The sequence below is a fragment of the Bacillus sp. HMA207 genome (assembly GCF_003402455.1).
Taxonomy (GTDB): Bacteria; Bacillota; Bacilli; order Bacillales; family Bacillaceae_G; genus Bacillus_A; species Bacillus_A cereus.
In genome coordinates this window covers 2,562,165-2,587,331 of the sequence record NZ_BEZT01000001.1, presented here as the reverse complement: position 1 = coordinate 2,587,331, position 25,167 = coordinate 2,562,165, and the positions used below count along the sequence as shown (strand labels likewise).

The window sequence follows — 25,167 nt, the reverse complement described above, 5'->3', positions numbered from 1 at the left end:
TATTTTTTACCATCAAAATACTTATTTAATTTTCTTAAATGTAAGCGGCTGAGTACTTAATGTAGCTGGTACATGTAACTGAAGGGATGGGAATTCACCACTTACATTCATTTCATAAGCGAATAATAAGCTCATTTTCATTTGGAATAAGTCAACTTTTGCAGAGAAGATGTCGTAATGATGATGCCCTAATTGAATATCCATTTCCATAAATTGTGCATATAACGAATCATCTCGTTTGTATACTTGTAATGTTCCGTATGCAGGATGTTCAAAAGTACCAGTATAATCCTCTAACTTGTGCGAAGGTGTAGTCCCTTTAATTTGTTCAGGGAGGGATTCAGTTGCTTCTTTCATCATTTCCTTCATTTTTTTAGTATCTTCTACAGCACGTTTATGCCAATCAATGGATTCTAATTCAAGTAGTTCGTCATAAATTTGATTAGCGAGATAAGTAGGAAGTAATGTTCCTCCAGCATTCGTTAAAATGACAAGGCCTATGTTTTCTGTTGGTATGAATGAAACAAGCGCTGAAAATCCATCGATATTACCGCCATGATGAATCACTTTTTTACCACGATAAGCGCTAATAAACCAACCAAGACCGTAACTATTTAATGGAGATTCAGGGAGTGATAAAACCGGTTGGTCTGGAATTGAATTGTGTGGTGTATACATTTGTTGTAATAATTCAGAGGAGATTAATTCATGATCTCCAAATTTTCCTTCATTTAAGTGGAGAAGTACCCAATTTGCCATATCTTCAATTGTGGAATTAATACACCCAGCAGCGCCAACTGTATCGATGTTACGGAATGGAACTGCTTTTATTTCACCGTCATTTTCAATGTAAGGTAAAGCATAATCATCTGTAGTTTGTGAATCGTTAACAGAGAAGTTTGTATGTCTCATATTTAAAGGTTCTAAAATATGTTCTGTAGTGTATTGCTCCCACGTTTGATTTGTAATGTTTTCAACAATGTAGCTAATTGTTGCATACATTAAGTTGTTATATAGAAATGCAGTTCGGAACGGTGCATCAAGTGGTAAATGTTTTATTTTTTCAACGAGATCTTTTCGAGATAAGGAAGAACTGTACCAAAGAGCCTCATGACGACTCACTCCAGTTCGATGAGAAGCTAAATCCCGTCCTGTAACTTGTGAGCTAGCAAGTAGTTCAGATAAAGTAAAGTTAGGTATATAAGACTGGATAGGGGTATCCCAATTAAACTTTTTTTGCTGTGCTAACAAGCTTAATGAAAGTGTGCCAAATGCTTTCGTTGAGGAACCGATTGCGAATCGAGTATTCGGTGTAACAGCCTCTTTTGTTTCTATATTACGATAGCCAAAACCTTCTGAAATAATAACTTCACCGTCTTTTATAACAGCGACAGCAGCACCAGGAACATTTAAATCCTTCATCATTTTTTCAACCGTTGTTTGTAAAGAAGTCATAACAGGCGTTTCAATTTTAGACATACTTCTAACCTCCAAATATAAATTTTGTTCTACCGCACTATACTTTCGGTAATAGAAAATGAAAACCTTTTTATATTCGGAAAGTTAATAATTTTGTAAGAATTAGCGCAAGAAATTTTATTAATTAGGATTATTAAATTTATCATTTTTCATGTTATGATAAATTGCATATACGATTGAAAGAAGGTTTTCCTACATATGAAACATGCTGAAAATGAATACTTAAATTTATGCCGCCATGTAATGGAACATGGTACGAAGAAAGAAGACCGTACAGGGACAGGCACTGTATCTGTATTTGGATATCAAATGCGTTTTGATCTAAGTAAAGGTTTTCCTTTATTAACAACAAAGAGAGTACCGTTTCGCCTTGTAGCAAGTGAACTGCTTTGGTTTATGAAAGGTGATACAAATATTCGCTATTTATTGCAGCATAATAATAACATTTGGAATGAATGGGCTTTTAAGAGCTGGGTAGAAAGTGATGAGTATACTGGTCCTGACATGACTGATTTTGGTCTTCGCTCACAACAAGATGAAGAATTTAAAGTACAGTACGACGAGCAAATGGAATTGTTTAAAAAGAACGTTTTAGAAGATGATGAGTTCTCAAATAAATATGGTTATTTAGGAGACGTTTACGGTAAACAGTGGCGTGCTTGGAAAACGACAGCTGGTGAGACACTTGATCAATTAAAAGATGTAATTGAAATGATTAAAAAAACACCAGACTCACGTCGTTTAATCGTTTCTGCTTGGAATCCAGAAGATGTACCAAGTATGGCCTTACCGCCTTGTCATACGCTATTCCAGTTTTATGTAGCAGATGGAAAGCTTTCTTGTCAGTTATATCAAAGAAGTGGTGACATATTCCTTGGAATTCCATTTAACATTGCAAGTTACTCACTACTAACACATTTAATTGCACATGAATGCGGACTTGAAGTGGGAGAATTTGTTCATACAATTGGTGATGCACACATTTATACAAATCATTTTGAACAAGTAGAAAAGCAATTGGCACGTGAACCACGTCCATTCCCGAAACTTACATTAAATCCAGATGTGAAATCTGTTTTCGATTTTGAAATGGAAGATTTAACGATTGAAGGATACGATCCGCATCCAGCAATTAAAGCACCGGTTGCAGTATAATTGTAGAGGAGATGAAAAAATGATTGTTTCATTTATGGTCGCTATGGACGAAAATAGAGTAATTGGTAAAGATAATAATTTACCTTGGCGTTTACCGAGTGAATTACAATACGTGAAGAAAACAACGATGGGTCACCCGCTTATTATGGGAAGAAAGAACTATGAAGCGATTGGTAGACCACTGCCTGGAAGACGTAATATTATTGTAACTCGTAATGAAGGGTATCATGTTGAAGGCTGTGAAGTTGTTCATTCTGTAGAAGAAGTGTTCGAACTATGTAAAAATGAAGAAGAGATTTTTATTTTTGGTGGAGCGCAAATTTACGATCTCTTTTTACCTTATGTAGACAAGTTATATATAACAAAAATCCATCATGCATTTGAAGGAGATACATTCTTCCCAGAAATAGATATGACAAATTGGAAAGAGATTTTTGTAGAAAAAGGTTTAACGGATGAAAAAAACCCGTATACGTATTATTACCATGTATATGAGAAACAACAATAATAAAAAAGATTGATGTGAGAATTCGCATCAATCTTTTTATTTATATTCACTAATATAAGTTTATAGATGAGATTCGATAGTGCTATAATGATAGGTAGCATGTAAAAATGCTAAAATTTTCAAAAGTACTAATATAGAAAGAGGAGGAGAATCGATTGAGAAAGATATGGGGGATTCTTTTTCTTTGCTTAGCATTCATGTTAGTTGGATGTGGTAAAGAAGAAAAACCACAAGAAGCGTTTGATACATATGTAAAAGCGTGGAATAAACAAAAATTTGCAGATATGTATGATCAACTATCAAAAAATGCAAAAAAAGATATTTCAAAGAAAGAGTTTACTGAGAAATATGAAAAAATTTATTCTGGTATCGAAGTGAAAGACTTAAAGGTAGAAACAGGGGAAGTAAAAGAAGATAAAAAAGATGAAGGTCCTGTTCCTTTTAAAGTAAGCATGGATACAGTTGGTGGTAAAATTACATTTGGTCATGAAGCAAAAATGGTGAAAGAAAAAGATGGAGATAAAGAATCTTGGAAAATAGATTGGACTCCTGATTTTATTTTCCCAGGCATGACGAAAGATAGTAAAGTGCGTATGCAGACAACACAGCCAAAACGTGGTGAAATATACGATCGTAATGGAAAAGGTCTTGCAACGAATGGGAAAGCTTCTGAAATCGGATTGATTCCTGAAAAGTTAGGCGATACTGCTCCGCAAACGAAAGAAACAGTAGCGAAGTTATTAAATATGTCTGTAGAAGAAATTGATCAAAAATTAGCTGCTAAATGGGTAAAACCAGGGTATCTCGTACCAATTGGAATTTTGCCTGAAGGGGCAACACAAAATACGTACATTGATTTACCAGGTGTTTCAACAAAACCTGTAAATGTTCGTACATATCCGTTAGGGGAAGCGGCAGCTCATCTGACTGGTTATATTGGAAAGGTAAATGCTGAAGATTTAAAAACGCTACAAAAGAAAGGCTATCAAGCTGATGACCCAGTTGGTAAAGCTGGTTTAGAGCAAGTATTAGAGGAAAAGTTACGCGGTAAAAAAGGTGGCCGTGTCTTTGTAGAAGATGCGCAAGGAAAAGAAATTAAAAACTTGGCAAAAACAGATGCTGTTGATGGAGAAAATGTAACTTTAACTATTGATAGTGCTGTTCAAGAAAAAACGTATAATGAAATGAAGGGTGAAGCTGGTTCAAGTGCAGCAATTAATCCGAAAAGTGGAGAAACAATTGCACTAGTAAGTAGTCCAGCATATGATCCTAATATAATTGCACGAGGGACATCGAAGGCACAACGCGAAGCTTGGAATAATGATCCGAAAAAACCAATGACAAATCGCTTTACACAATTGTCGGTACCAGGTTCTGTATTTAAACCTATTACAGCTGCAATTGGTCTTGAAACGAAAACGATTGATCCAAAAGAAGAGTTGAAAATTGAAGGATTAAAATGGACAAAAGATTCTTCTTGGGGTAATTACTATGTAACGCGTGTGAAAGATGCAAATCCGATTGATCTTGATAAGGCGATGAAATACTCGGATAATATTTACTTCGCACAAGAAGCTTTGAAAATCGGAAAAGACAAGTTTATGAGTGAAGCAAAAAAATTCGGATTCGATGAGAAACTACCAATTGAATATGGATTCCCTGCTTCTAAAATTGCAAATGACGGCATTAAAAATGATATTCAAATGGCAGATACGGGATATGGACAAGGACAAGTATTAATGACTCCTCTTCATTTAGCTTTAACGTATGCGCCAATTGTAAATGATGGAACGATTCCGTCACCGTATATTATTAAAACAGATAAACAACCAAAAGCTTGGAAAGAAAATGTAATTTCTAAAGGAAATCAGGATATATTAAAAACTGCAATGACGAAAGTAATTAATGATCCAGATGGTACAGGGAAAATTGCTAAAATTGATGGCATGACTCTTGCTGGAAAAACAGGTACAGCGGAATTAAAAGTATCAAAAGAGGCCGAAGGAAAAGAACTAGGTTGGTTCGCTGCATTTGATTTAAATTCCCCAGATATGGTCATTACAATGATGATTGAAGATGTAAAAGGTAGAGGCGGAAGTAATATTCCAGCTGAAAAAGTAAAACATGTATTTCAAAAATAATATGTAATAGTAGGCTATCTCTATAAGTTGTAGAGGTAGCCTATTTATATGAAAGAGTTCTGAATATCTGTATACTAAATTTTAAGGAAACAAAGTAAATCATTAACTTACGAAAAAAAAGTAGCTATTTTTTATTGACATTGATTAAAACTTTTTGTATTATACTTACATAAGGTAAGTTGTTAACTTTTAAAAAATAAATCTTGAATTAAAGATAAAGAGAAAAAAGGGAGAGAATACAATGACAAAAGTACTATTTATTACAGCAAATCCAAATTCAGCAGAAGGTTCTTTCGGAATGGCAGTAGGGGAAGCTTTCATCGAAGCTTATAAAAATGAACATCCACAAGACGAAGTTGTAACAATTGATTTATTCAATACTACAGTACCAGCAATTGATGCAGATGTATTTGCTGCTTGGGGTAAATTTGCAGCAGGTGAAGGCTTTGAAGCTTTAACTGAAGTTCAACAACAAAAAGTAGCAGCAATGAACACAAACTTAGAAACATTTATGAATGCAGATCGTTATGTATTCGTAACTCCAATGTGGAACTTTAGCTATCCACCAGTAGTAAAAGCATACTTAGATAACGTAGCAATCGCAGGTAAAACATTCAAATATACTGAAAATGGTCCAGTCGGCTTATTAGAAGGTAAAAAAGCACTTCACATTCAGGCAACAGGTGGCGTATATTCTGAAGGAGCATACGCAGCTGTAGACTTCGGTCGCAATCACTTAAAGACTGTATTAGGATTTATCGGTGTAAATGATACTGAATATATCGCAGTTGAAGGTATGAATGCAAACCCTGAAAAAGCACAAGAAATTAAAGAAGCAGCAATTGCTAATGCTCGTGAATTAGCAAAACGTTTCTAATATAGAATGCTTAAAAAGTCCAAACACTTGCTGTTTGGACTTTTTTTCTTCTTTTTCCTTCGTTTGTCTAGTATAATGAAGGTCGGAATGATAATAGGTGGGGGTTCTGTATGATTCAAACGTTTTTTAAAATCTTTTATTTAATTTTAATCGTAATTGCGATTACACCGAGAATGTGGCGTCTTAAAAGACAAGTAAATACGATAGCGCCAAAAGAAAAAGATAATGCTGTGTATAAAACGACAAATTGGTTTGGTAAGAAAATGGTACGTGTAGCTGGAGGGGCAGTAGAAGTGAAAGGACTTGAAAATGTTCCGAAAGACAAGCCAGTACTAGTTGTAAGTAATCACCAAAGTAATATGGATATCCCTGTTTTACTAGGTTACTTAAATAAACCAATTGGATTCGTTTCAAAAGCAGAGATTAAAAAGTTCCCAGTTGTACCAACTTGGATGGAACTTATGAATTGTGTATTTATGGATCGTAGCGATCGTCGTCAATCTCTTCAAGCGATTAAAGATGGAATTGAACTATTAAAGAATGGACATTCTATCGTAATTTTCCCTGAAGGAACGAGAAGTAAGGGTGGCGAAGTTGGAGAGTTTAAGGCTGGTAGTTTTCATCTGGCAGTAAAGTCAGGTGTAGCAATTTTACCTGTAACGTTAGATGGTACATATAAGATGTTTGAAGCGAATGGAAATCGTATGAAGCCAGCTCATGCAACAGTAACAATTTCTAAGCCGATTACACCTGAAGATTATGCGAATATGGATATTAAAGAATTAACGAAGCATACACAGGAAGTTATCGCATCACAATTACATAAGTAATAAAAAAGGATTCAGCTTATAGTAAGCTGAATCCTTTTTTATTATGCTGTAGGTAAGACATAAAAGAGTACACAGAAGAACATCATCGCACTACCACCTAAAACGAACAGGTGCCATATGGCATGGTTGAAAGGTAGCTTTTCCCAAAGGAAGAATATAGCTCCGACAGAATATAAAATTCCACCTGCTAAAAGTAGTGAAAAACCATGTCCAGTTAGATTTTCATAAAGTGGTTTAATGGCAACGATTATGAGCCAACCCATAATGATGTAACATAAAGTTGAAGCCTTTATAAAGCGACGTACAAAGAAAATTTTGAAGACGATACCTCCGATTGCTAGTGTCCATATTATAGCAAGCAACGTCCATCCTAATGGGCCACGAAGTGTAATAAGTAGAAAAGGAGTATACGTGCCAGCAATCAATAAGTAAATGGCTGAATGATCTAAAATAGTAAATATTTTTTCTACTTTAGGATGATGAATGCTATGTAGCAATGTTGAAAACAAGTACAGTAAGAACATGCTTACACCATAAACAGTAAATGCAACTACAGCTGATGCGGTACCGTGCTTAGAAGCATGAATAATCAATATGATTAAGGCAGGGATGCTTAAAATGGCACCGATACCATGTGTAATTGCATTTGCAATTTCTTCTTTTACAAATTGGGTCATTCGTGTCATTTTTTCAGTCATAATGCAAATCCTTTCTACTATCATAAAATAATATGTCATTTCCCTTACCATATCATACACAAGAGCAATAGAAAATGAAATTTGTATAATTGATTATATTTTTGAATTTTTTTGACAAAAGACAATGGATTTGTTGACGTTTTCAAACTTTTTTGACAAAATAAAATTATGTAATAGTAGGACAAGGAAACTACTAATAAAGGGGATGGGGAAATGTTTTCAAATATTGGCTTTCCAGGGTTAATTTTAATTTTAGTAGCAGTACTCATTTTATTTGGACCTAAAAAATTGCCGGAAATCGGGAAGGCTTTAGGGGAAACGTTAAAAGAGTTTAAAAAATCAACGAAAGAATTGACAGATGACGCATTTCAAGAAAAGGAAAAGAAAGAAAAAATGTAGTGTATTTTCCTTGTAATGGATAAATAAAGTGTGGTGAACGAGATGGAAGATCGGGAAATGAGCGTAGTAGAACATATTGTTGAGCTTCGAAAAAGAGTAATATATACGGTGTTATCCTTTGTACTATTTTTAATTATTGGATTTACTTTTACAAAGGATATTTATTTTTGGCTTGTAAAAGATTTACCAATGAAATTAACTGTTCTCGGTCCAAGTGATGTATTGTGGATTTTTTTCTCGATTGCTACAGTATTTGCTATCGTTTGTACAATTCCTTTTGCTGCTATACAAATTTGGTTATTTGTAAAACCGGGTTTACATCCAAATGAACAAAAGATGACAATAATGTATATACCGGTATTGTCTATATTATTTCTCGCAGGTTTATGTTTTGGATATTTCATTGTAATGCCGTTTCTATTTCACTTTTTAACTACGATAGGTAATGAAATGTTTAATACGATGTTTACGACAGAAAAGTATTTTCATTTTGTACTTAATTTAACAGTTCCATTTGCTGTGATTTTTGAATTGCCAGTCGTTGTAATGTTTTTAACTAGTATTGGAATACTTACGGCGGAATTTTTAATAAAAATAAGAAGGTATGCTTACGTAGCATTAATTATCATTGCATCTTGTATATCACCGCCAGACTTTTTATCTCATAGTTTAGTTGCAGTGCCGCTTATTTTTATTTATGAAGTAAGTATTGCGTTATCAAAGGTTGTTAGTAAGAGGAAAAAGAAAAGAGAAGAAATGCAGTCAAAAAGTGCCTCGTTATAAAGGCACTTTTTTATTTATTTGTTATACTATAGCTATAAACGTATACAATATATAGAAGAAAAAAATTATAGAATCTCCAAAATTTAGACAAACTTTGCGCTTTTATAAGCTTATACTAAATGTATTAAACAATTGATGGATAATGAGATTCCCGTCTCAGAGATATTTAGAACGGGAAGGTGAATTAGGTGGAGATGAATAGAGTATAAATCTTCTAGCCATAAGGACTACAGAAATCATATAAGTCTGATTTTACTCCACTTTAAACAACGTGTTACAGCGCAAAGTAGAGGAAGTTCAAAAATCCAATGAAAAAGAGGATTGATATTGTGATTACGAAAAGTTTTTATTTCACTCATTCAACAGGGGATTGCATTAAAATATTCGAAATCCCTGTCCTACAGGCACAGCATCCATTATCGTTTCTAATTCAGTCTCGTCTTCAATTATTTATTGCAAAAATTCAAAAACAAAAACACCCAAGATTTTCGTATTCTTTCCGTGAATATTTACAAAATTGTTTGAAGTGGAATGATTATTTAAATGTATATAAAACAAATACCCTTGAAAAAAATGCATGATACGAAGTACGGACAGGGTTAGTAAACTCTGTCTTTTTTATTTTAGATATGAAAATATAATTAATTTGATGAAATTTCGTTCCAAATTGTTGAAAGCAATGGGAATACTAGTATAATAACAAGGAGAGCGTATTGGAAAGGGAAGAAGTATAGTATGCAAAAAATTAAAATTGTAACAGATTCAACGGCAGATTTATCACAAGACGTAATCGAAAAGTATGACATTCATGTTTTACCATTATCAATCTCTGTAAATGGACAAACATATTTAGATCGCGTTGATTTACAACCTGACGAATTTATTGAAGAAATGATTAAATCAGAGGAATTACCAAAAACATCACAACCAGCTATGGGTACATTTGTAGAAATGTATGACAAGCTAGGGGAAGATGGAAGCGAAGTCCTTTCTATCCATATGACAAGTGGAATGAGCGGTACTGTAGCAACTGCAAATAGCGCTGCATCAATGACTGATACAAAAGTAACAGTTGTTGATTCTCAATTTATTACACATGCTTTAGCATATCAAGTAATTGAAGCTGCAAAAATGGCAAATGACGGACGCTCACTAGAAGAAATTTTAAAACGTGTAGATGAAGTAAGAAAGAATACTCGTTTATATGTAGTAGTGGATACATTAGAAAACTTAGTGAAGGGTGGACGTATCGGTAAAGGAAAAGCGTTTATCGGTTCGCTACTTAATATAAAGCCAATTGCTAGTCTTGAAGAAGGTGTTTATAATCCTGTAACGAAAGTTCGTAGCCAAGGCCAAATTGTAAAAACATTAGCTAAGTTATTTGAGCAAGATACGGCTGGAAAAGTCGTAAAAGCTGTTGCAATTCCGCATGCGAAAGCAATTCCTTTAGCTGAAAGTATGAAAGCGGCGGTTGAAAAAGTGAGTGGATTTGCTCAATCAGAAATTTTCTATACAACGCCTATTATTAGTACTCATACAGGTCCGGGCGCAATCGGATTTATGTATTTAGCAGAGTAATAAAAAAGCTACTTGAAAATATATTTCAAGTAGCTTTTCTATGTAAATAGAAAGTAAGAAATAAGAAGAGCTACACAGGCACTACCGCTAATGATATAGCGAGTCTGTAAATATTCATTCATAGAAAACACCCTTTATCCCGCTATTTGCGGACAGTAAAACTCTCTACCTCAAATTTAGCTGGAGCAAAGAGGTTAGGTAGCGGGCTGCCCGTAAAAGCTTGATTGGTGAAGGCAAATAATCAGTGGGGATGAAGAAATCCCACTAATTAAAGTTTCACTATAGGATTTTCTATATTATATGTTGGATATAGAAAATCAGTCATTACGTTACACATGTAAAGTTTCAATTTTTTCGTTTATTTGCTTATCATTTGTTGCGTTACTATAAATAAAAGTTTGACCTAAAAAGAGTACATGCAGTTGTTCCCACGGTAACATGCGCAAATTCCAATTATTTCGAAGTCTAGTTATTGCTTCACGAGGTGTTTCATCGGCGAGTGCAAAAGCTCCGTAATGCATTGGTATAAAATGTGTAGCGTTTAAATCTAAATAAGCTTGCACGGCCTCTTCAGGTGAAACATGAGATACTTTCATAAACCATTCTGGTTCATAAGCGCCAATGGGCATAAGAGCAATATCAATTAAAAAGCGTTCACCAATTTCTTTGAAACCTTGGAAATAGCCACTGTCGCCACAAAAATATATGGTTTCCATAGTCGTTTCATTATCAATAATCCATCCGCCCCAGTGAGACGTATTCATATCAAATAAGAATCTTCTCGTCCAGTGCTGAGCAGGTACGAAGTGAAAAGAAACTTCGTTAATTATCGTACTTTCCCACCATTTATACTCTTCTACATGTTTAAATTTCTTACGAGTAAATAATTTTTTTAATCCAATAGGTACAAGATATAGAACATCATCATTCAACTGACGAAGAGTTGAAAAATCTAAATGATCATAATGACCATGTGAAATAAGGACAATATCAATTTTAGGTAGTGCTTCTATAGAGAGTCCAGGTTCTGTAAGTCTTGGAACTAGCTTTAATTTATTAGCCCATACTGGATCTGTTAATATATTAAGTCCATTCGTTTGGATAAGAAAAGTGGAATGCCCAATCCATGTGATAGTCGTTTTTTCAACATTACTTTGCAAAAATGCACTTTGTTTAACGGGTGATTGTTCTACTAAGAAAGAAAAATCTTTTTTGTTTTGCTTTCGTTCTTTACGCCAGCGTAAAAAAGAGCGAATTGATTTTTTTGTACTAACATTATCCATATTTTCATAGCGCTTTGCCATGAACATCACCTCATTTAAAATCGTTGTATTTGTATTGTACCGAAATGTTGTTAAGGAATACAGTGTAAAACATGGATTAATGTTTAAGGAATTGTTAAAAAATAGGGAGAGGTATTTACAAAAGTAACAATAAAATTAGTTTTATCACTTTTATTTAGAGAAATAATAGTAAAAAAATATATTTTGTCTAGTAATTCGCTTGAAATAAAGAAGTAACATACGTAAATTCGTACGATTTCGTGAACAAATGTAGTAAACAATTTTCTCGTAGTGTTAACTTTTGTTATTATAAACATAACCTATTTAAATTTAGGATAGAGAAAAGAGGTTTATAAATGAAGCGTTATCAAAAAATAATTGGTCTTATGGTTGTATTTTGTCTCTTTGTACTTGCTGGATGTAGTGAATCAGGTTCAAAGCTTCGTAAACCATTAAATTGGGATTTAGAAACCTTCCAATTTACAAATCAAGATGGAAAGCAATTTGGTACAAAAGATTTAAAAGGGAAAGTTTGGGTTGCAGATTTTATGTTCACAAATTGTCAGACAGTTTGTCCACCAATGACTGCAAATATGGCCAAGCTTCAAAAGATGGCAAAAGAAGAGAAATTAGACGTTCAGTTTGTTTCATTTAGTGTAGATCCAGACCTTGATAAGCCAGAAAATCTGAAAGCTTTTATTCAAAAGTTTACAGAGGATACTAGTAACTGGAATTTATTAACGGGGTATTCGTTAGAAGATATTACAAAGTTTTCAAAAGATAATTTCCAATCACTTGTAGATAAGCCGGAGAACGGTCAGGTCATGCATGGTACATCATTTTATTTAATTGATCAAAACGGAAAAGTAATGAAAAAGTATAGTGGCATTAGTAATACGCCATACGAAGACATTATACGTGATATGAAGCGATTAGTGGGTTAAAAATAAGGGTGCATAGCACCCTTATTTTTTTGCATTAGTCTATTGATAAAATGTCATGTTGCTGGGGAAGTTTCGGCGCCCGAATTTCTAATACGCCGTTTTGATAAGAAGCTTTTGCCGCTTTTTTATTAATTGAATACGGCAATTTAATCAATCTTGATGCTTCTGAAATGGAACGTTCTCGGCGATAATAGTTATGGGATGTTTGTTCTTCTTCCTCTTCAAGTATCTCTTCTTTTACAGAGACTTTTAAGTATTCACTTTGTATTTCAATTTGGATTTGTTCTTTTTGTATACCTGGTAGTTCAGCTGTAACAACGAGTTCTTCACCAACTTCATATAAATCTACAGGGAATGTTAATAAACGGTTTCCTTTTTGGAAAAAATGATTTAAATCAGCGATTACATTGCGAAGAGGTGTTTGCTCGAAGAAATCATCAATTTGCTTTAAGTAATTACGAACCGGTGGGCGAGAAGAATCTTTTTTTTCTTCACTCATGGTATTCCCTCCTAGAAATCAATTTGCAATATCATATGACAAAAGCGGAGAAAGGTGAGTGCCTAGTTTTCATGTTTTCATAAAAAATTGTTAAAAATGTGAAATGGAGTGATTTTTTTATAGTTTTTGGTCGCCATATTCAGTTGATTATGCTAGTATAAATAGGGTTGATATAGTAGTATAGAGACAGAATGAAAACTGAAAGAGGGTAAGAAGTATGTGTGGTTTTGTAGGATGTTTATGTGAAAACCCTAGAGAGTTTTCAGAAACAGAAAAACATCAATTTGAAAATATGAACACGATGATTTTCCACCGTGGTCCAGATGACGAAGGATATTTTCGTGATGAACATGTACAATTTGGCTTCCGCCGTTTAAGCATCATTGACTTAGAGGCAGGACATCAGCCGCTAACTTATGAAAATGATCGATATGTAATTATTTTTAATGGTGAAATTTACAACTATGTAGAATTACGTGAAATGTTACTTGAAAAAGGTGCAACGTTTGCAACGCAATCTGATACAGAAGTTATCATTGCATTGTATGCACATATGAAAGAAAAATGTGTAGACTACCTTCGTGGTATGTTTGCATTTATGATTTGGGATCGTGAAGAAAAGAAACTTTTCGGTGCACGTGACCACTTCGGTATTAAACCTTTATACATCGCACAACAAGGTGATACTACATTCTTCGCATCTGAGAAGAAAAGTATTATGCATGTGATGGAAGATAAAGGCGTTAATCCAACGTCACTACAACATTACTTTACGTACCAATATGGTCCAGAGCCAGAAACTTTAACAATTGATGTTAATAAAATCGAGCCTGGTCATTATTTCGTAAAAGAAATCGGTAAAGAGATGGAAATCCATCGCTACTGGAAACCTTATTTCAATGCTTCAAGTGCAACGAAAGAGGAGCATATCCAAGCAATTCGTGATGTGTTATATGATTCAGTAAAAGTGCATATGCGTAGTGATGTACCAGTAGGTTCATTCTTATCTGGTGGTATCGATTCATCTATCATCGCTTCTATCGCAAGAGAAATGAATCCAAATCTTTTAACATTCTCTGTTGGTTTTGAGCAACGTGGTTTCAGTGAAGTTGATGTTGCGAAAGAAACTGCTGAGAAATTAGGCGTTAAAAACCATAACGTATTCATTTCAGCGAAAGAATTTATGGATGAGTTCCCAAAAATCATTTGGCATATGGATGATCCTTTAGCTGATCCAGCAGCTGTACCATTGTACTTCGTTGCGAAAGAAGCACGTAAACATGTAACAGTTGTTCTTTCTGGTGAAGGCGCAGACGAGCTATTTGGTGGTTATAACATTTACCGTGAGCCAAACTCACTAAAAATGTTCTCTTACATTCCTAGCCCAGGTAAGAGCGTTCTAAAAGCATTAAGTGGTGCTCTTAAAGAAGGATTTAAAGGTAAGAGCTTCCTAGAGCGTGGATGTACACCAATTGAAGAGCGTTACTATGGAAATGCTAAAATCTTCCGTGAAGAAGAAAAAGCTGAATTAATGAAGTATTACAATGAAAGTGTTAACTATATGGATATCACGAAACCATTGTATAACGAGATTAAAGATTATGATGATGTAAGTAAAATGCAGTACATTGACATGTTCACATGGCTACGCGGTGACATTTTATTAAAAGCTGATAAAATGACAATGGCAAACTCATTAGAACTTCGTGTACCGTTCTTAGATAAAGAAGTATTCGATGTTGCATCTAAAATTCCAACTGAATTTAAGATTGCTAACGGAACTACGAAAGCTATTTTACGTGAAGCAGCACGCGGAATCGTTCCAGATCACGTATTAGATCGTAAAAAACTTGGATTCCCAGTACCAATTCGTCACTGGTTAAAAGACGAAATGCATGATTGGGCTATAAATATTATAAACGAAAGTAAGACAGAGCATTTAATCGACAAACAGTATGTATTAAACTTACTGGAAGCACATTGTGCAGATAAAGGCGATTATAGCCGTAAAATTTGGACTGTACTTGCGTTTATGGTATGGCACCAAATTTATGTTGAGCATAAATACGATACGAATAAGTTCCATGAAGAAACAAAACGTGCGTATAGCTTAGTTTAATTAGAAAAACCTTAAGATCGCATACGGTCTTAAGGTTTTTTTCATAAATAGGAAGTATTATTGATACAATAATAGTAAAAGGATGGACAACATATGATTACGTTTGAGAAAGTTACTGTAGAAAATGAAAGCGTTGTTAAAGAAATGTTTAAATCGCATAGTTTAGGTGAGAAAAAGGTACAGTACTGTGTGAAAGTTGATGATACATATATTGGTGTAATAGATTATAGTGTACAAGAGGAACGGGCTGTTTTATCACAGCTAATTATTCATTTTGATTACCAAGGTTACGGTTATGGTACAAATACGTATTTTACATTTGAAGAAATGATGAAACAAAGAAATGTGAAAGAAATAAAAGTGCTACAAGAGAAATTAACAGAAAAGGCGAAGTCTTTCATAGAGAGTTTTGGTTTTGCTTCAGAAGATGAAGAGTATGTAAAGAAAATATAACGATGATTATTTATGCGATACAATAAATATAAGGCAGGTGGATGTATGACGATGACTTCTGGTCTTGTATTAATTGGAGGGTGCTTTATAGTAGCAGAATTATGTCATATAATCATTCGGAAAAGAATGAGTAAGAAAAAAAAGCCGTATGAATTACAATACATCCCTGTCTTTTTCATTATGTTTTGTATGCTTAGTACATTACAAAATTTAATGAACTTTCCACCACTTGTAAATGTTTTTTTAAAGTTTGGTTTACTTTATAGTGGTGTTGGAATAGCACTTTTATTTATTTTATTTTGCATACGTTATGTTCACTATCAATCGTATATATTTATTTTAAATTGGTTAAAGCAAGATGATAGAAACCGCCTTACATAAGGCGGTTTTTTTATTTGCAATTGTAACAGAACCTGTACATTTCACATAAAATAGGACGAGTAGAAATGCAAACATATTACAAGAAAGGGGCGGGGCAATAAAATGAAACTTGTTATAGACGCAGGGCACGGTGGATATGATTCTGGTGCTGTTGGTAATGGTTTAGTAGAAAAAAACTTAACACTTCAAATTGCTAGACGCGTTCGAGACATTTTAACGGTAAATTACCCAATTACAATTAAAATGACACGTGATAGTGATGTGTTTATTTCTTTATCTGAACGTGCTAATATTGCTAATGCTTTCAGTGCGGATTATTTTATTTCATTTCATATTAATAGCGGCGGGGGTACAGGTTTTGAAAGTTATATTTATAATGCGTTATCCAATAGCAGCACTGCATATGCAAAGCAACAAAAAATGCATACAGCTGTCAATCCTGTATTAACAAAATATGGTCTTCGTGATCGAGGAGCAAAAAAAGAAAATTATGCGGTATTAAGAGAAACCGCAATGGATGCAATTTTAACTGAGACTGCTTTTATTGATACAGCTTTTGATGCAAATTTATTAAAAAATCCACAATTTATTGAAGATCTAAGTCAAGCGTATGCAAATGGAATAGCAGCTATTTTTGGAGTAACTCCAAATCCACAACCTCCTAACCCACAACCGACACCTCAAACGAAGGGAATCGCTTATGTTCTTGGGAAAAATGTAAATTTAAGAAATGGTCCATCAACTTCTTCCTCAGTTATTCGTCAATTAAATTCTCCAGAATCTTACGTTGTATATCAAGAAAGTAATGGATGGCTAGATTTGGGGAATGGACAATGGGTGTATAATGATTCTTCTTACATTAATTTTGTAAAGACAAGCAATAGTGATGGAAGCCCGATTGGGGTTGCATATATACAAGGGATGAATGTAAATTTAAGAAGTGGTCCATCAACTACATCTGCAGTTATCCGCCAATTAAATTCTCCAGAATCTTATTTAGTATATATAAATGAAAATGGTTGGTTAAACCTTGGTGGAAATCAGTGGGTATATAATGACCCAGCGTATATTAAGTATACTCAATATTAGGAATTGAAATGATAGTGCAATATGGATGCGTATCCTTGTTATGTATAACAAGGGTACGCATTTTAATAACAACATTTTTTTTCATACTTATGCACTATGTTTTAAAAAGAAACATTAGAAAAGCGGATAGAATCTAAATAGTATATATTAAAAAAGTTTTCTGATATACATTGACAATGTATGTAAGATACATTAATCTTTAAATGTTAATGATAATCGATTTCATCTAGGGAGGACATATGATACATACTAAAAAACTAATTATGTTCTGCATTATGATACTCATGGTTGTAATTGCAGGATGTAGTAAAGAAGAGAAAAAAGAAAATAATATATCAGCGAAAGCAAAAGATTCATATACGGTAAAGCATGCAATGGGTGAAACGACAGTAAATGGTACACCTAAAAAAGTTGTTGTTTTAACAAATGAAGGCGCAGAGGCTCTCCTAGCTGTGGGCGTAACGCCAGTGGGGACTACGAAACCACGTGCTGGTGATGAATGGTATCCTCATTTAGCGAAAGAGTTAAAAAACACGGAAGTTGTAGGAACTGAACGTGATATTAATTTAGAGGCTGTAATGAAGCTTAAGCCAGATTTAATTATCGGAAATAAAATGCGTCATGAAAAAATATATGATCAGCTAAAAGAAATCGCACCAACTGTTTATGCAGAAACATTACGCGGTGATTGGAAAGAAAACTTTACACTTTATACAAAAGCTGTAAATAAAGAAAAAGAAGGGCAAAAAGCTCTTGATGATTATAAAAAACGCATTGAAGGAATGAAAGAGAAGTTGGGCGATAAATTGAATTCTAAAGTTTCTATTATTCGTTTCGTGCCAGGTGATGTTCGTATTTATCAAAAAAACTCATTCTCGGGCGTTGTTTTAAATGATATTGGATTTAAACGACCACCATTACAAGATAAAGATGATTTTGCGATAAAAGGAATTACAAAAGAGCAGATTCCAAATATGGACGGAGACTACTTATTCTATTTCACGTCTGATAAAGATGCAGATAAGAATAATGAAGGAAATTCGTTAGCGAAGGAATGGACAGAAGATCCACTCTTTAAGCAACTACAGGCTTCTAAAAATAATAAAGTATTCCAAGTAGATGAGGTAATTTGGAATACAGCAGGCGGTATTAAAGCTGCGAACCTTATGTTAGATGATATTGAAAAATATTTCCTTAAATAAATGATAAAATACATCACTTTTACGAAGTGATGTATTTTTAGTTTGTAAAAATACAGAAAATTCCTTCTTTCAGGGTGTCATAAGTTGTACAATAAAATCAATCATGTGATAAAGGAGTGGGGAAGAATGAAAGCTATTCATAAAGATTGGATCTTGTTTAATGGGAGAATGATTAATACGAAAGAAGAACAGCCGATGGTAGCATTAGAAGAGCGAGGCTTCCAATTTGGTGATGGGATTTATGAAGTATTTAGACTATACGATGGCAAGCCTCATTTATTAGATTTACATTTGGAACGATTCTTTAACTCTATGGCAGAAATAAAACTAATTCCACCATTTACGAAGGAAGAATTAGTAGAAGAGTTATATCAAATGATTGAAAAAAATCAATTTCAGGAAGATGGGAATGTATATTTACAAATATCAAGAGGTGCACAACCGCGCAATCATTTATATGAATCAGATTTACAACCGACATATTTTGCAAATCTTGTTTCGTTCCCAAGACCAGTTGCTTCAATGGAGGCAGGGATTAAGGTGACAGTAGAAGAGGACATCAGGTGGAAGTTTTGCCATATAAAATCTTTAAATTTGCTTCCTAATATCATGATCAAAAACAAAATAAATGAACAAGGGTATCAAGAAGCAATATTAGTACGAGATGGTATTGTGACTGAAGGGTGTCATTCCAATTTCTTTATCGTGAAGAATAATAAGTTGATTACACATCCAGCGGATCATTTCATTTTACATGGTATTACACGTCACTATGTAATTACATTAGCGAAAGAGTTACATATCGATGTAGAGGAGCGAGAGTTTTCATTACAAGAAGTATATGAGGCTGAGGAGTGCTTCTTTACAGCGACGCCACTTGAAATATTCCCAGTCGTTCAAATTGGTGATGAACAGTTCGGGGCTGGTGAAAGAGGAACAATTACGAAAAAACTACAAGCTGCATACGAAGAGAGTATTCGTTTGTTGAAAGTGACAAATTAATCATGAAGAAAAAAGCTGGTATTCTTCCAGCTTTTTTTCATGATATAATTCAAGCATAGGACAAGTTTTGAAAACGCTGTAAAAAGGGGATTTAATATATGAATTATGAAGATTTTAAAGAAGTAATTCACGGAAGACGAAGTGTTAGAAAGTTTACAGATCAAGAAGTATCTACTAATGATATAAAAGAAATAATTGATTGTGCTCGTTACGCACCAAGTGATACGAATTCACAAACGTGGGAATTCTTAGTTATCATGAATCGAGAGAAGATTAAAGAAATTGAACAAATGACATGGGATGCATTACATAAACTTGCGGCAAAAGCAGCAGAAAATGGAGAAGAGAAAGCAGGGAAATTACTTACACGTTCTTTCGGACCATATGCAACAGCTTTCTCGGAGGCACCAGTATTAATCGTATGTTTGGCAACACCATATGAATCAAAGTTCCGTGAAAAGATATTTGATCCAATTGCTTTTGTTCCAGATTCAGTTTGGGAAGAAGAAGGCATTAAGAGTAGCTGTTTAGCGGCACAAAACTTAATGTTAGCTGCACATGCAAAGGGACTTGGTACTTGTCCAATGACAGGGCCAGTATTGCTAGCTCAAGATGAACTGCGCCAATATTTACAAATTGAGCCTGAAAAACAAATAAATATGGTTATTTCACTCGGATTTCCGAAAGATAAACCGAAGAAACTTCCAAGAAAAGAAGTAGATGAGATTACAACGTTTGTTTTTTAATTGCTGTATAGAAAAGACATTGAATTAACAATGTCTTTTTATTTTTGAGGGTATGTAATTCATATGTTGGGCTAAAATGATAGATAAGAGGGAATTACTATTTATTTCATAAAAAAAATTAATGTTCTATTAAGGAAAGTATGATACATTAATCGTGAGCAGGATTCTATTTGTTCATGAAAGTGTTGAATGTAGTCTCAAAATTTAAAAGTTATTTTTGTATAATAAATTATAATGAAGTTACAGGGGGGATGAATTTTGAAAAAATTCATAATCACTGGATTGTCTGTATTGTTATTAGTTGGTTGCGGTGCTCCACAGGAAAAAGAGGACGCGCAATCAAAACAGGAAGAACAAGTTGTAAACGCAAGTGATGAGAATATGGTTGTATTTCCTGAAGGAGCAATGTCAATTGGAGAAGGGAAAGTAAAAGTTATTACTCCAGATGGTACTTCTGAAAACGGCAATATACCGACTGTATTCATCAAAAAGGATACGTTAATTCAGCAAGTTGAATTAGAACTTTCTAATTTTCAAAGTGATAAAGAAACATTCGTATTTGTAGATCAAATGTATACAGATAAACATCAAGTAACTAGTACAACGCAGACAACAGTGCAGTTAAAAGAAAAAACGCTGGAAACAGGTAGTCATACAATTACTGCAGTTCAGTATGAAAACAATGATCCGAAAGGAAAGGTTATTAGTTTTAATCAAGCAACATTTGAGACAAAACCTGCGTCTTAATAAGAATAAAAAGTACATTACTCAAAAAGTAGTGTGCTTTTTTGTTTGGACTAGAGTGTGCAAGAGTGAATAACTTATTTCATTTTCTAATACGATTAAATAGGAAGTAATCACTTGTTACTACTATGACAGAGAAAGAGGTTGAATACGTGAATTGGTGTATTCGTATCATTTTGATTAGCCTAATGATGGCAGTAATTTGGTTTACGATACAAGAGTTTATGCAAATAACGCTCAATTATCAAATTCATGACTTGTTAATAGGAGTTATTTGTTTTACCATTGTTTATCTATTATATGATAAACTCGGACTAAGGTAAGTTTCAGAAGAAAAATGTAGGTATTTCATTTGAAATGTCGAATAGTACATACGATGTCGTAATAACAAATTTTCTATTGTTTACTGTGAAACAGAAGAAGGAGAGATAGTGGTTATGAAACGAGCTCTTATTAATATTGATTATACATATGATTTTGTAGCGGAAAAGGGGGCTTTAACTTGCGGGAAACCAGGACAGGAAATTGAGAAGGAAATTGTACATATAACGAAGCAATATATTGAAAATGGAGATTACGTTGTCTTTGCTATTGATAAACATGAAGAAAATGATGTATATCATCCAGAATCAAAGTTATTCCCGCCCCATAATATAGCTGGTACAAGTGGAAGAGATTTGTTTGGTGAATTACAAGATGTGTACGAAACATATAAAAATGCAGAGAATGTATATTATATGGATAAAACACGGTATAGTGCATTTGCTGGAACGGATTTAGATATGAAGCTAAGAGAAAGAGGAATAGAAGAAGTTCATCTTGTAGGTGTTTGTACCGATATTTGTGTTCTTCATACAGCAGTAGATGCTTATAATAAAGGGTTTAAAATTGTTGTTTATGAAAAGGCGGTTGCATCTTTTAATGCACAAGGGCATGAATATGCACTTGGACATTTTAAGTCATGCTTACATGCAGAAGTGAAGTGAAAAAAGAGGCCTTTAAAAAAGGTCTCTTTTATTTGTCCTTGTTCATTGAAAACAGCTACAGCAACTCCTGCTAGATTGAGTGGTCTTGATCCGACAACTTTTCTAAGTTCTTCAATATATCCCATTGTATGTAACCTCCGTAAGAAAAAATAAGAGCAAATAAACTATTCGTTATTATGTAGATATATTCCTCTTTATAAGGGGAGAGATGACATATAACTTATTTGTTTTATTTGGTAAAATATACATCAAAAAAGGTCAAACAAAAACTTTGACCTTTTTTGACCAAATGTTATAATAAAGGCAGAAAGAGATAATCTTTCATTCATAAATAATAAGGAGGAAAAAATATGCGTAATTTATTTCCAGAGATAACAAAACGTCAAAATGGCATTTTTGATTTTGGGCCTTCTTTATTAGAAGGGATGACAGATGCTTTCTTTAAGCCACTGAACATGGATACTTTTAAAGTAGATGTTCATGAGCAATCTGGTAAATATACTGTGAAAGCAGATTTACCAGGTTTTCAAAAAGAAAACATTCAAGTTGATTTTGAACAAGATATATTAACGATCCAAGCAACGAATCATAATGAAGTAGAAGAAAAAGACGAGAATGGCACATATATTCGTAAAGAACGTTCTATAGGTTCTGTAACTCGACGCTTTAATTTTAAACAAGTTGAGGAAGAAAATGTTAAAGCAAATTATAAAGATGGCGTATTGACAATTGAATTGCCAAAATTGAAAGAAGAAAAAAGTAGTAAGACAACAATTAATATTGAATAAAAGAGCTGATAAATTCAGCTCTTTTTTTACGTAGTTAATGAATAAATGAGTTGAAATCGTAATGAGATGAATAAAGTTTTAACGTATAAAAAAATTTCACGATTTGCTCCCCCCTTAGGTTATTAAAAAGGGTATATTTAAAGGGAAAGGAAAAAGAACACCTAGACATACTGTTTAAGGTGAATTAGTAATAGAGTCAAAATACATAGTAAGGATAGTGGCATTTTAGATTAGGATAATAGATTTTTCTGGAACAAACTTAGGCGATTATGAATTTTTTAATTAGTAAGGAAGTGGTTAAATGAGCTTATTAACGTATACTGAAGAATTTTTTAATTATGTAAGAGAGTTTTTACTTTTAAGATTTTTACTATTTGCTTTAGTTTTAATCATTATTTCTTTTGTAATAAACCGTATTATTGATTGGTTTTTTAGGAAATCAAGCTTTTTTGATGAAGAGGTAGAGCAGACGATTCAAAGTGTAATTCGATCTATTTTTAGATATATCATTATCATCAGTCTTATCATATATTTAATTAGCCAATTTGTAGATATAAAAAGTATTATTGCAGGTGCAGGGATAGCTGGAGTTGTCATCGGTTTTGCTGCACAACAGATGCTAAAAGATGTTATATTAGGCTTTGCAAGATTAGCGGACAAAGAGTTTCGGGTTGGTGATTTTGTAACTTTTAACGGAACAAATTCAGGAACTATTGAAGAGATTAGTATTCGTTTTATGCAAATTCGTGAATGGTCAGGAAAACTACTTACCATCCCGCACGGAGAGATTAGAACGATACAAAATTTTAATAAAGGATGGATGCGTGTAATTGAACGCATCACGGTAAGTTATCAGGAAGATCCAACAAGAGTGAAGGAATTGTTAGAAGAAGTATGTATTATATGTAATGAAGAATTGAATCAAACTCTTTATAGAGTAGAGGATGAGGCTGTTGAACCATTTAAATACGTCGGTGTTACAGACTTAAATCCTAACTTGAAATATGTTGGCTATGAATTTTGTATTACAGGTTTAATAAAGCCAGAAGATTATTTTGAAACTTCTAGACAAGTAAGATTTGAATTAATGTCTATGTTCCATAAGAATCAAGTGCAAATGCCAGCAGCGAATATGGTTGTTACTACTGAAGGTTTACAGCATATCCATGGTGGACAATCTTTATCGGACAGCTAAAGTAGAATCGTTTGTTAACAAAAATTCTGCTTCCAACATTGGATAGAATAACAATAATAAAATGATTGATATAAAGAAAGGGCTGAAGGAATTCGGTTCTTTTTTTATTTATAGAATTTAGAAATTTCTTAATGTTATAATTGTAGTTGGTGATGAGAATGAACTTTGAAGAAAAAGAGATGCGTCGTTTAGAAGCATTAAAAGAAATTGCTGAATTATTAAATGAAGCAACAAACTTACAGCATATGTTGGAAAAAGTGTTGCATACATTGTTACAAGTAATGAATTTACAAACAGGGTGGATATTCTTTATTGATGAAAGTGGAAAGCACAGCATGCTTGTAGACGAAAATTTACCAGAGGCTCTTACGTGGCAAAAGAAGAAGCCGATGTGTGAAGGAAACTGTTGGTGTGTAGAACGTTTTGTGAATGGGAGATTGGAAAAAGCGACTAATATTATTGAATGTAAGCGAATAGAAGATGCAATTGAATGTAATTGGGGAGAGACAGAAGATGTTACACATCATGCGACAATTCCGCTTAGGTCTGGATCAGAAAAATTTGGTCTACTAAATGTGGCTGCACCTCATAAGACTCATTTTTCTGAGGAAGAGTTAGCCTTATTAGAATCAATTGCATTTCAAATTGGAACGACAATACAACGTATTCAATTAGTTGAGAAAGAACGTAAATATGTAGTGGTAGCGGAAAGAAATCGACTTGCACGTGATTTACATGATTCAGTAAAACAATTGTTATTTTCTATTATGCTAACGGCGAAAGGTACTCTGAATATGACGCAAGATAGAGAATTGCAAGAGATGTTAAGTTATATTGGGGAATTATCACAAGAAGCATTACAAGAGATGACGCTATTAATTTGGCAATTAAGACCTGAAGGATTGGAGAAAGGATTAGCAGAAGCAATTCAAAATTACGGGAAGTTATTAGGAGTTCAAGTGGAAGTTCGAATTGATGGGATGGTTTCAATTGGGGATGAAATAGAAGAAGTTTTATGGCGTATTAGCCAAGAGGCGCTACATAATTGTAAAAAGCATGCTTCGTGTGAAAAGGTACATATTCTTTTGAAAATAGAAAATAACCAGTTACATTTTTACATAGAAGACAATGGAATAGGATTTATACAAGAACAAGTAAGGGAATCAGCACTTGGCCTGAAAAGTATGAAGGAACGTATTCAGTTAATGAAGGGATCGTTTCAAATTATAACAGAGCTGAAAAAGGGTACAAAAATAGAAATTCAATTGCCGATTTGAAGGGGAGAATA

At 33.7% G+C, this 25,167-nt stretch carries 27 protein-coding genes and 1 pseudogene; 23 read left to right on the top strand and 5 right to left on the bottom strand.

The genetic code is table 11. The features are described from left to right. Positions 1 to 21 precede the first annotated feature (21 nt). Positions 22 to 1,479, bottom strand: a complete 1,458-nt coding sequence (locus HMAS_RS13395; RefSeq protein WP_114555965.1) for a serine hydrolase — start codon at positions 1,477 to 1,479, stop codon at positions 22 to 24. Between the two features lie 198 nt (positions 1,480 to 1,677). Between HMAS_RS13395 and HMAS_RS13390 the strand changes: the two genes are divergently transcribed. From HMAS_RS13390 to HMAS_RS13370, 5 genes are all read left to right on the top strand, one after another. Further along, the gene (locus HMAS_RS13390; protein ID WP_000679609.1) at positions 1,678 to 2,634 is read left to right on the top strand and encodes a thymidylate synthase; all 957 of its coding nucleotides are present in this window, start codon (positions 1,678 to 1,680) and stop codon (positions 2,632 to 2,634) included. A 19-nt stretch (positions 2,635 to 2,653) separates the two neighbouring features. Further along, positions 2,654 to 3,142, top strand: coding sequence for a dihydrofolate reductase (locus HMAS_RS13385; protein WP_000637205.1), 489 nt, complete (start codon positions 2,654 to 2,656; stop codon positions 3,140 to 3,142). Positions 3,143 to 3,297: 155 nt separating this feature from the next. Continuing rightward, on the top strand, positions 3,298 to 5,283 hold the full coding sequence (pbpC, locus tag HMAS_RS13380; RefSeq protein WP_086389039.1) for a penicillin-binding protein 3: 1,986 nt from the start codon (positions 3,298 to 3,300) through the stop codon (positions 5,281 to 5,283). A gap of 241 nt (positions 5,284 to 5,524) precedes the next feature. After that, positions 5,525 to 6,160 carry an FMN-dependent NADH-azoreductase gene (locus HMAS_RS13375; protein WP_000170024.1) on the top strand — a complete coding sequence of 212 codons (636 nt, stop codon included), beginning with the start codon at positions 5,525 to 5,527 and terminating at the stop codon, positions 6,158 to 6,160. Between the two features lie 110 nt (positions 6,161 to 6,270). Next, on the top strand, positions 6,271 to 6,990 hold the full coding sequence (locus tag HMAS_RS13370) for a lysophospholipid acyltransferase family protein (RefSeq protein WP_116344873.1): 720 nt from the start codon (positions 6,271 to 6,273) through the stop codon (positions 6,988 to 6,990). Between the two features lie 41 nt (positions 6,991 to 7,031). Here the strand turns inward: HMAS_RS13370 and trhA are convergent, their stop codons facing one another. Then, positions 7,032 to 7,688: a PAQR family membrane homeostasis protein TrhA gene (trhA, locus tag HMAS_RS13365; RefSeq protein ID WP_000136889.1), complete on the bottom strand. Its 657-nt coding sequence runs from the start codon at positions 7,686 to 7,688 to the stop codon at positions 7,032 to 7,034. 213 nt (positions 7,689 to 7,901) lie between these two features. On the opposite strand from trhA, the gene HMAS_RS13360 reads away from it, so the two are divergent. The 4 genes from HMAS_RS13360 (at position 7,902) to HMAS_RS13345 (ending at position 10,448) form a co-directional block, all read left to right on the top strand. Continuing rightward, positions 7,902 to 8,087, top strand: a complete 186-nt coding sequence (locus HMAS_RS13360; RefSeq protein ID WP_000492443.1) for a twin-arginine translocase TatA/TatE family subunit — start codon at positions 7,902 to 7,904, stop codon at positions 8,085 to 8,087. A gap of 42 nt (positions 8,088 to 8,129) precedes the next feature. Continuing rightward, positions 8,130 to 8,870, top strand: coding sequence for a twin-arginine translocase subunit TatC (tatC, locus tag HMAS_RS13355; protein ID WP_069604970.1), 741 nt, complete (start codon positions 8,130 to 8,132; stop codon positions 8,868 to 8,870). A gap of 329 nt (positions 8,871 to 9,199) precedes the next feature. After that, the gene (locus HMAS_RS13350) at positions 9,200 to 9,451 is read left to right on the top strand and encodes a DUF2535 family protein (RefSeq protein WP_000629012.1); all 252 of its coding nucleotides are present in this window, start codon (positions 9,200 to 9,202) and stop codon (positions 9,449 to 9,451) included. A 154-nt stretch (positions 9,452 to 9,605) separates the two neighbouring features. Further along, positions 9,606 to 10,448 (top strand): DegV family protein, encoded by an 843-nt coding sequence (locus tag HMAS_RS13345; RefSeq protein WP_001169472.1) that lies wholly within the window; start codon positions 9,606 to 9,608, stop codon positions 10,446 to 10,448. Between the two features lie 329 nt (positions 10,449 to 10,777). On the opposite strand, the gene HMAS_RS13340 is transcribed toward HMAS_RS13345, so the two are convergent. After that, a complete protein-coding gene (locus HMAS_RS13340) occupies positions 10,778 to 11,752 on the bottom strand; it encodes an MBL fold metallo-hydrolase (protein ID WP_001129628.1) in 975 nt (324 codons plus the stop codon). A gap of 335 nt (positions 11,753 to 12,087) precedes the next feature. Between HMAS_RS13340 and HMAS_RS13335 the strand changes: the two genes are divergently transcribed. Continuing rightward, positions 12,088 to 12,675 carry an SCO family protein gene (locus tag HMAS_RS13335; RefSeq protein WP_000833335.1) on the top strand — a complete coding sequence of 196 codons (588 nt, stop codon included), beginning with the start codon at positions 12,088 to 12,090 and terminating at the stop codon, positions 12,673 to 12,675. A 34-nt stretch (positions 12,676 to 12,709) separates the two neighbouring features. Here HMAS_RS13335 and HMAS_RS13330 read toward each other — a convergent pair whose 3' ends face one another. Next, positions 12,710 to 13,174, bottom strand: a complete 465-nt coding sequence (locus tag HMAS_RS13330; RefSeq protein WP_001288085.1) for an Hsp20/alpha crystallin family protein — start codon at positions 13,172 to 13,174, stop codon at positions 12,710 to 12,712. Positions 13,175 to 13,391: 217 nt separating this feature from the next. Here HMAS_RS13330 and asnB point away from each other — a divergent pair, with 217 nt between their 5' ends. From asnB to HMAS_RS13280, 10 genes are all read left to right on the top strand, one after another. Further along, entirely contained in the window at positions 13,392 to 15,293 is a 1,902-nt protein-coding gene (gene asnB / locus HMAS_RS13325) for an asparagine synthase (glutamine-hydrolyzing) (RefSeq protein ID WP_000333816.1), read from the top strand. A gap of 93 nt (positions 15,294 to 15,386) precedes the next feature. Next, complete coding sequence (locus tag HMAS_RS13320) at positions 15,387 to 15,746, top strand: GNAT family N-acetyltransferase (RefSeq protein ID WP_000627522.1); 360 nt, start codon at positions 15,387 to 15,389, stop codon at positions 15,744 to 15,746. A 51-nt stretch (positions 15,747 to 15,797) separates the two neighbouring features. Next, on the top strand, positions 15,798 to 16,127 hold the full coding sequence (locus tag HMAS_RS13315; RefSeq protein WP_000200459.1) for a hypothetical protein: 330 nt from the start codon (positions 15,798 to 15,800) through the stop codon (positions 16,125 to 16,127). 102 nt (positions 16,128 to 16,229) lie between these two features. Continuing rightward, positions 16,230 to 17,216 carry an N-acetylmuramoyl-L-alanine amidase gene (locus tag HMAS_RS13310; protein WP_025709730.1) on the top strand — a complete coding sequence of 329 codons (987 nt, stop codon included), beginning with the start codon at positions 16,230 to 16,232 and terminating at the stop codon, positions 17,214 to 17,216. Between the two features lie 239 nt (positions 17,217 to 17,455). Then, on the top strand, positions 17,456 to 18,418 hold the full coding sequence (locus tag HMAS_RS13305; RefSeq protein ID WP_000581989.1) for an ABC transporter substrate-binding protein: 963 nt from the start codon (positions 17,456 to 17,458) through the stop codon (positions 18,416 to 18,418). Between the two features lie 126 nt (positions 18,419 to 18,544). Continuing rightward, the gene (gene dat / locus HMAS_RS13300; protein ID WP_000643832.1) at positions 18,545 to 19,420 is read left to right on the top strand and encodes a D-amino-acid transaminase; all 876 of its coding nucleotides are present in this window, start codon (positions 18,545 to 18,547) and stop codon (positions 19,418 to 19,420) included. A gap of 98 nt (positions 19,421 to 19,518) precedes the next feature. Continuing rightward, on the top strand, positions 19,519 to 20,166 hold the full coding sequence (locus HMAS_RS13295; protein ID WP_001105284.1) for a nitroreductase family protein: 648 nt from the start codon (positions 19,519 to 19,521) through the stop codon (positions 20,164 to 20,166). 258 nt (positions 20,167 to 20,424) lie between these two features. After that, positions 20,425 to 20,913 (top strand): hypothetical protein, encoded by a 489-nt coding sequence (locus HMAS_RS13290; protein ID WP_000713496.1) that lies wholly within the window; start codon positions 20,425 to 20,427, stop codon positions 20,911 to 20,913. 125 nt (positions 20,914 to 21,038) lie between these two features. Next, the gene (locus HMAS_RS28325) at positions 21,039 to 21,233 is read left to right on the top strand and encodes a hypothetical protein (RefSeq protein WP_033686798.1); all 195 of its coding nucleotides are present in this window, start codon (positions 21,039 to 21,041) and stop codon (positions 21,231 to 21,233) included. A 114-nt stretch (positions 21,234 to 21,347) separates the two neighbouring features. Continuing rightward, positions 21,348 to 21,896, top strand: a complete 549-nt coding sequence (locus HMAS_RS13280; RefSeq protein WP_000816761.1) for a cysteine hydrolase family protein — start codon at positions 21,348 to 21,350, stop codon at positions 21,894 to 21,896. A 29-nt stretch (positions 21,897 to 21,925) separates the two neighbouring features. Here the strand turns inward: HMAS_RS13280 and HMAS_RS28100 are convergent. Continuing rightward, positions 21,926 to 22,021, bottom strand: a pseudogene (locus HMAS_RS28100) (DNA mismatch repair protein MutT); the annotation flags it as partial. 225 nt (positions 22,022 to 22,246) lie between these two features. Between HMAS_RS28100 and HMAS_RS13270 the strand changes: the two are divergent. From HMAS_RS13270 to casK, 3 genes are all read left to right on the top strand, one after another. Next, positions 22,247 to 22,684, top strand: coding sequence for an Hsp20/alpha crystallin family protein (locus tag HMAS_RS13270; RefSeq protein ID WP_016122429.1), 438 nt, complete (start codon positions 22,247 to 22,249; stop codon positions 22,682 to 22,684). Between the two features lie 301 nt (positions 22,685 to 22,985). Then, the gene (locus tag HMAS_RS13265) at positions 22,986 to 23,879 is read left to right on the top strand and encodes a mechanosensitive ion channel family protein (RefSeq protein WP_000055426.1); all 894 of its coding nucleotides are present in this window, start codon (positions 22,986 to 22,988) and stop codon (positions 23,877 to 23,879) included. Positions 23,880 to 24,058: 179 nt separating this feature from the next. Beyond that, positions 24,059 to 25,156 carry a two-component system sensor histidine kinase CasK gene (casK, locus tag HMAS_RS13260; RefSeq protein ID WP_170871709.1) on the top strand — a complete coding sequence of 366 codons (1,098 nt, stop codon included), beginning with the start codon at positions 24,059 to 24,061 and terminating at the stop codon, positions 25,154 to 25,156. Positions 25,157 to 25,167 lie beyond the last annotated feature (11 nt).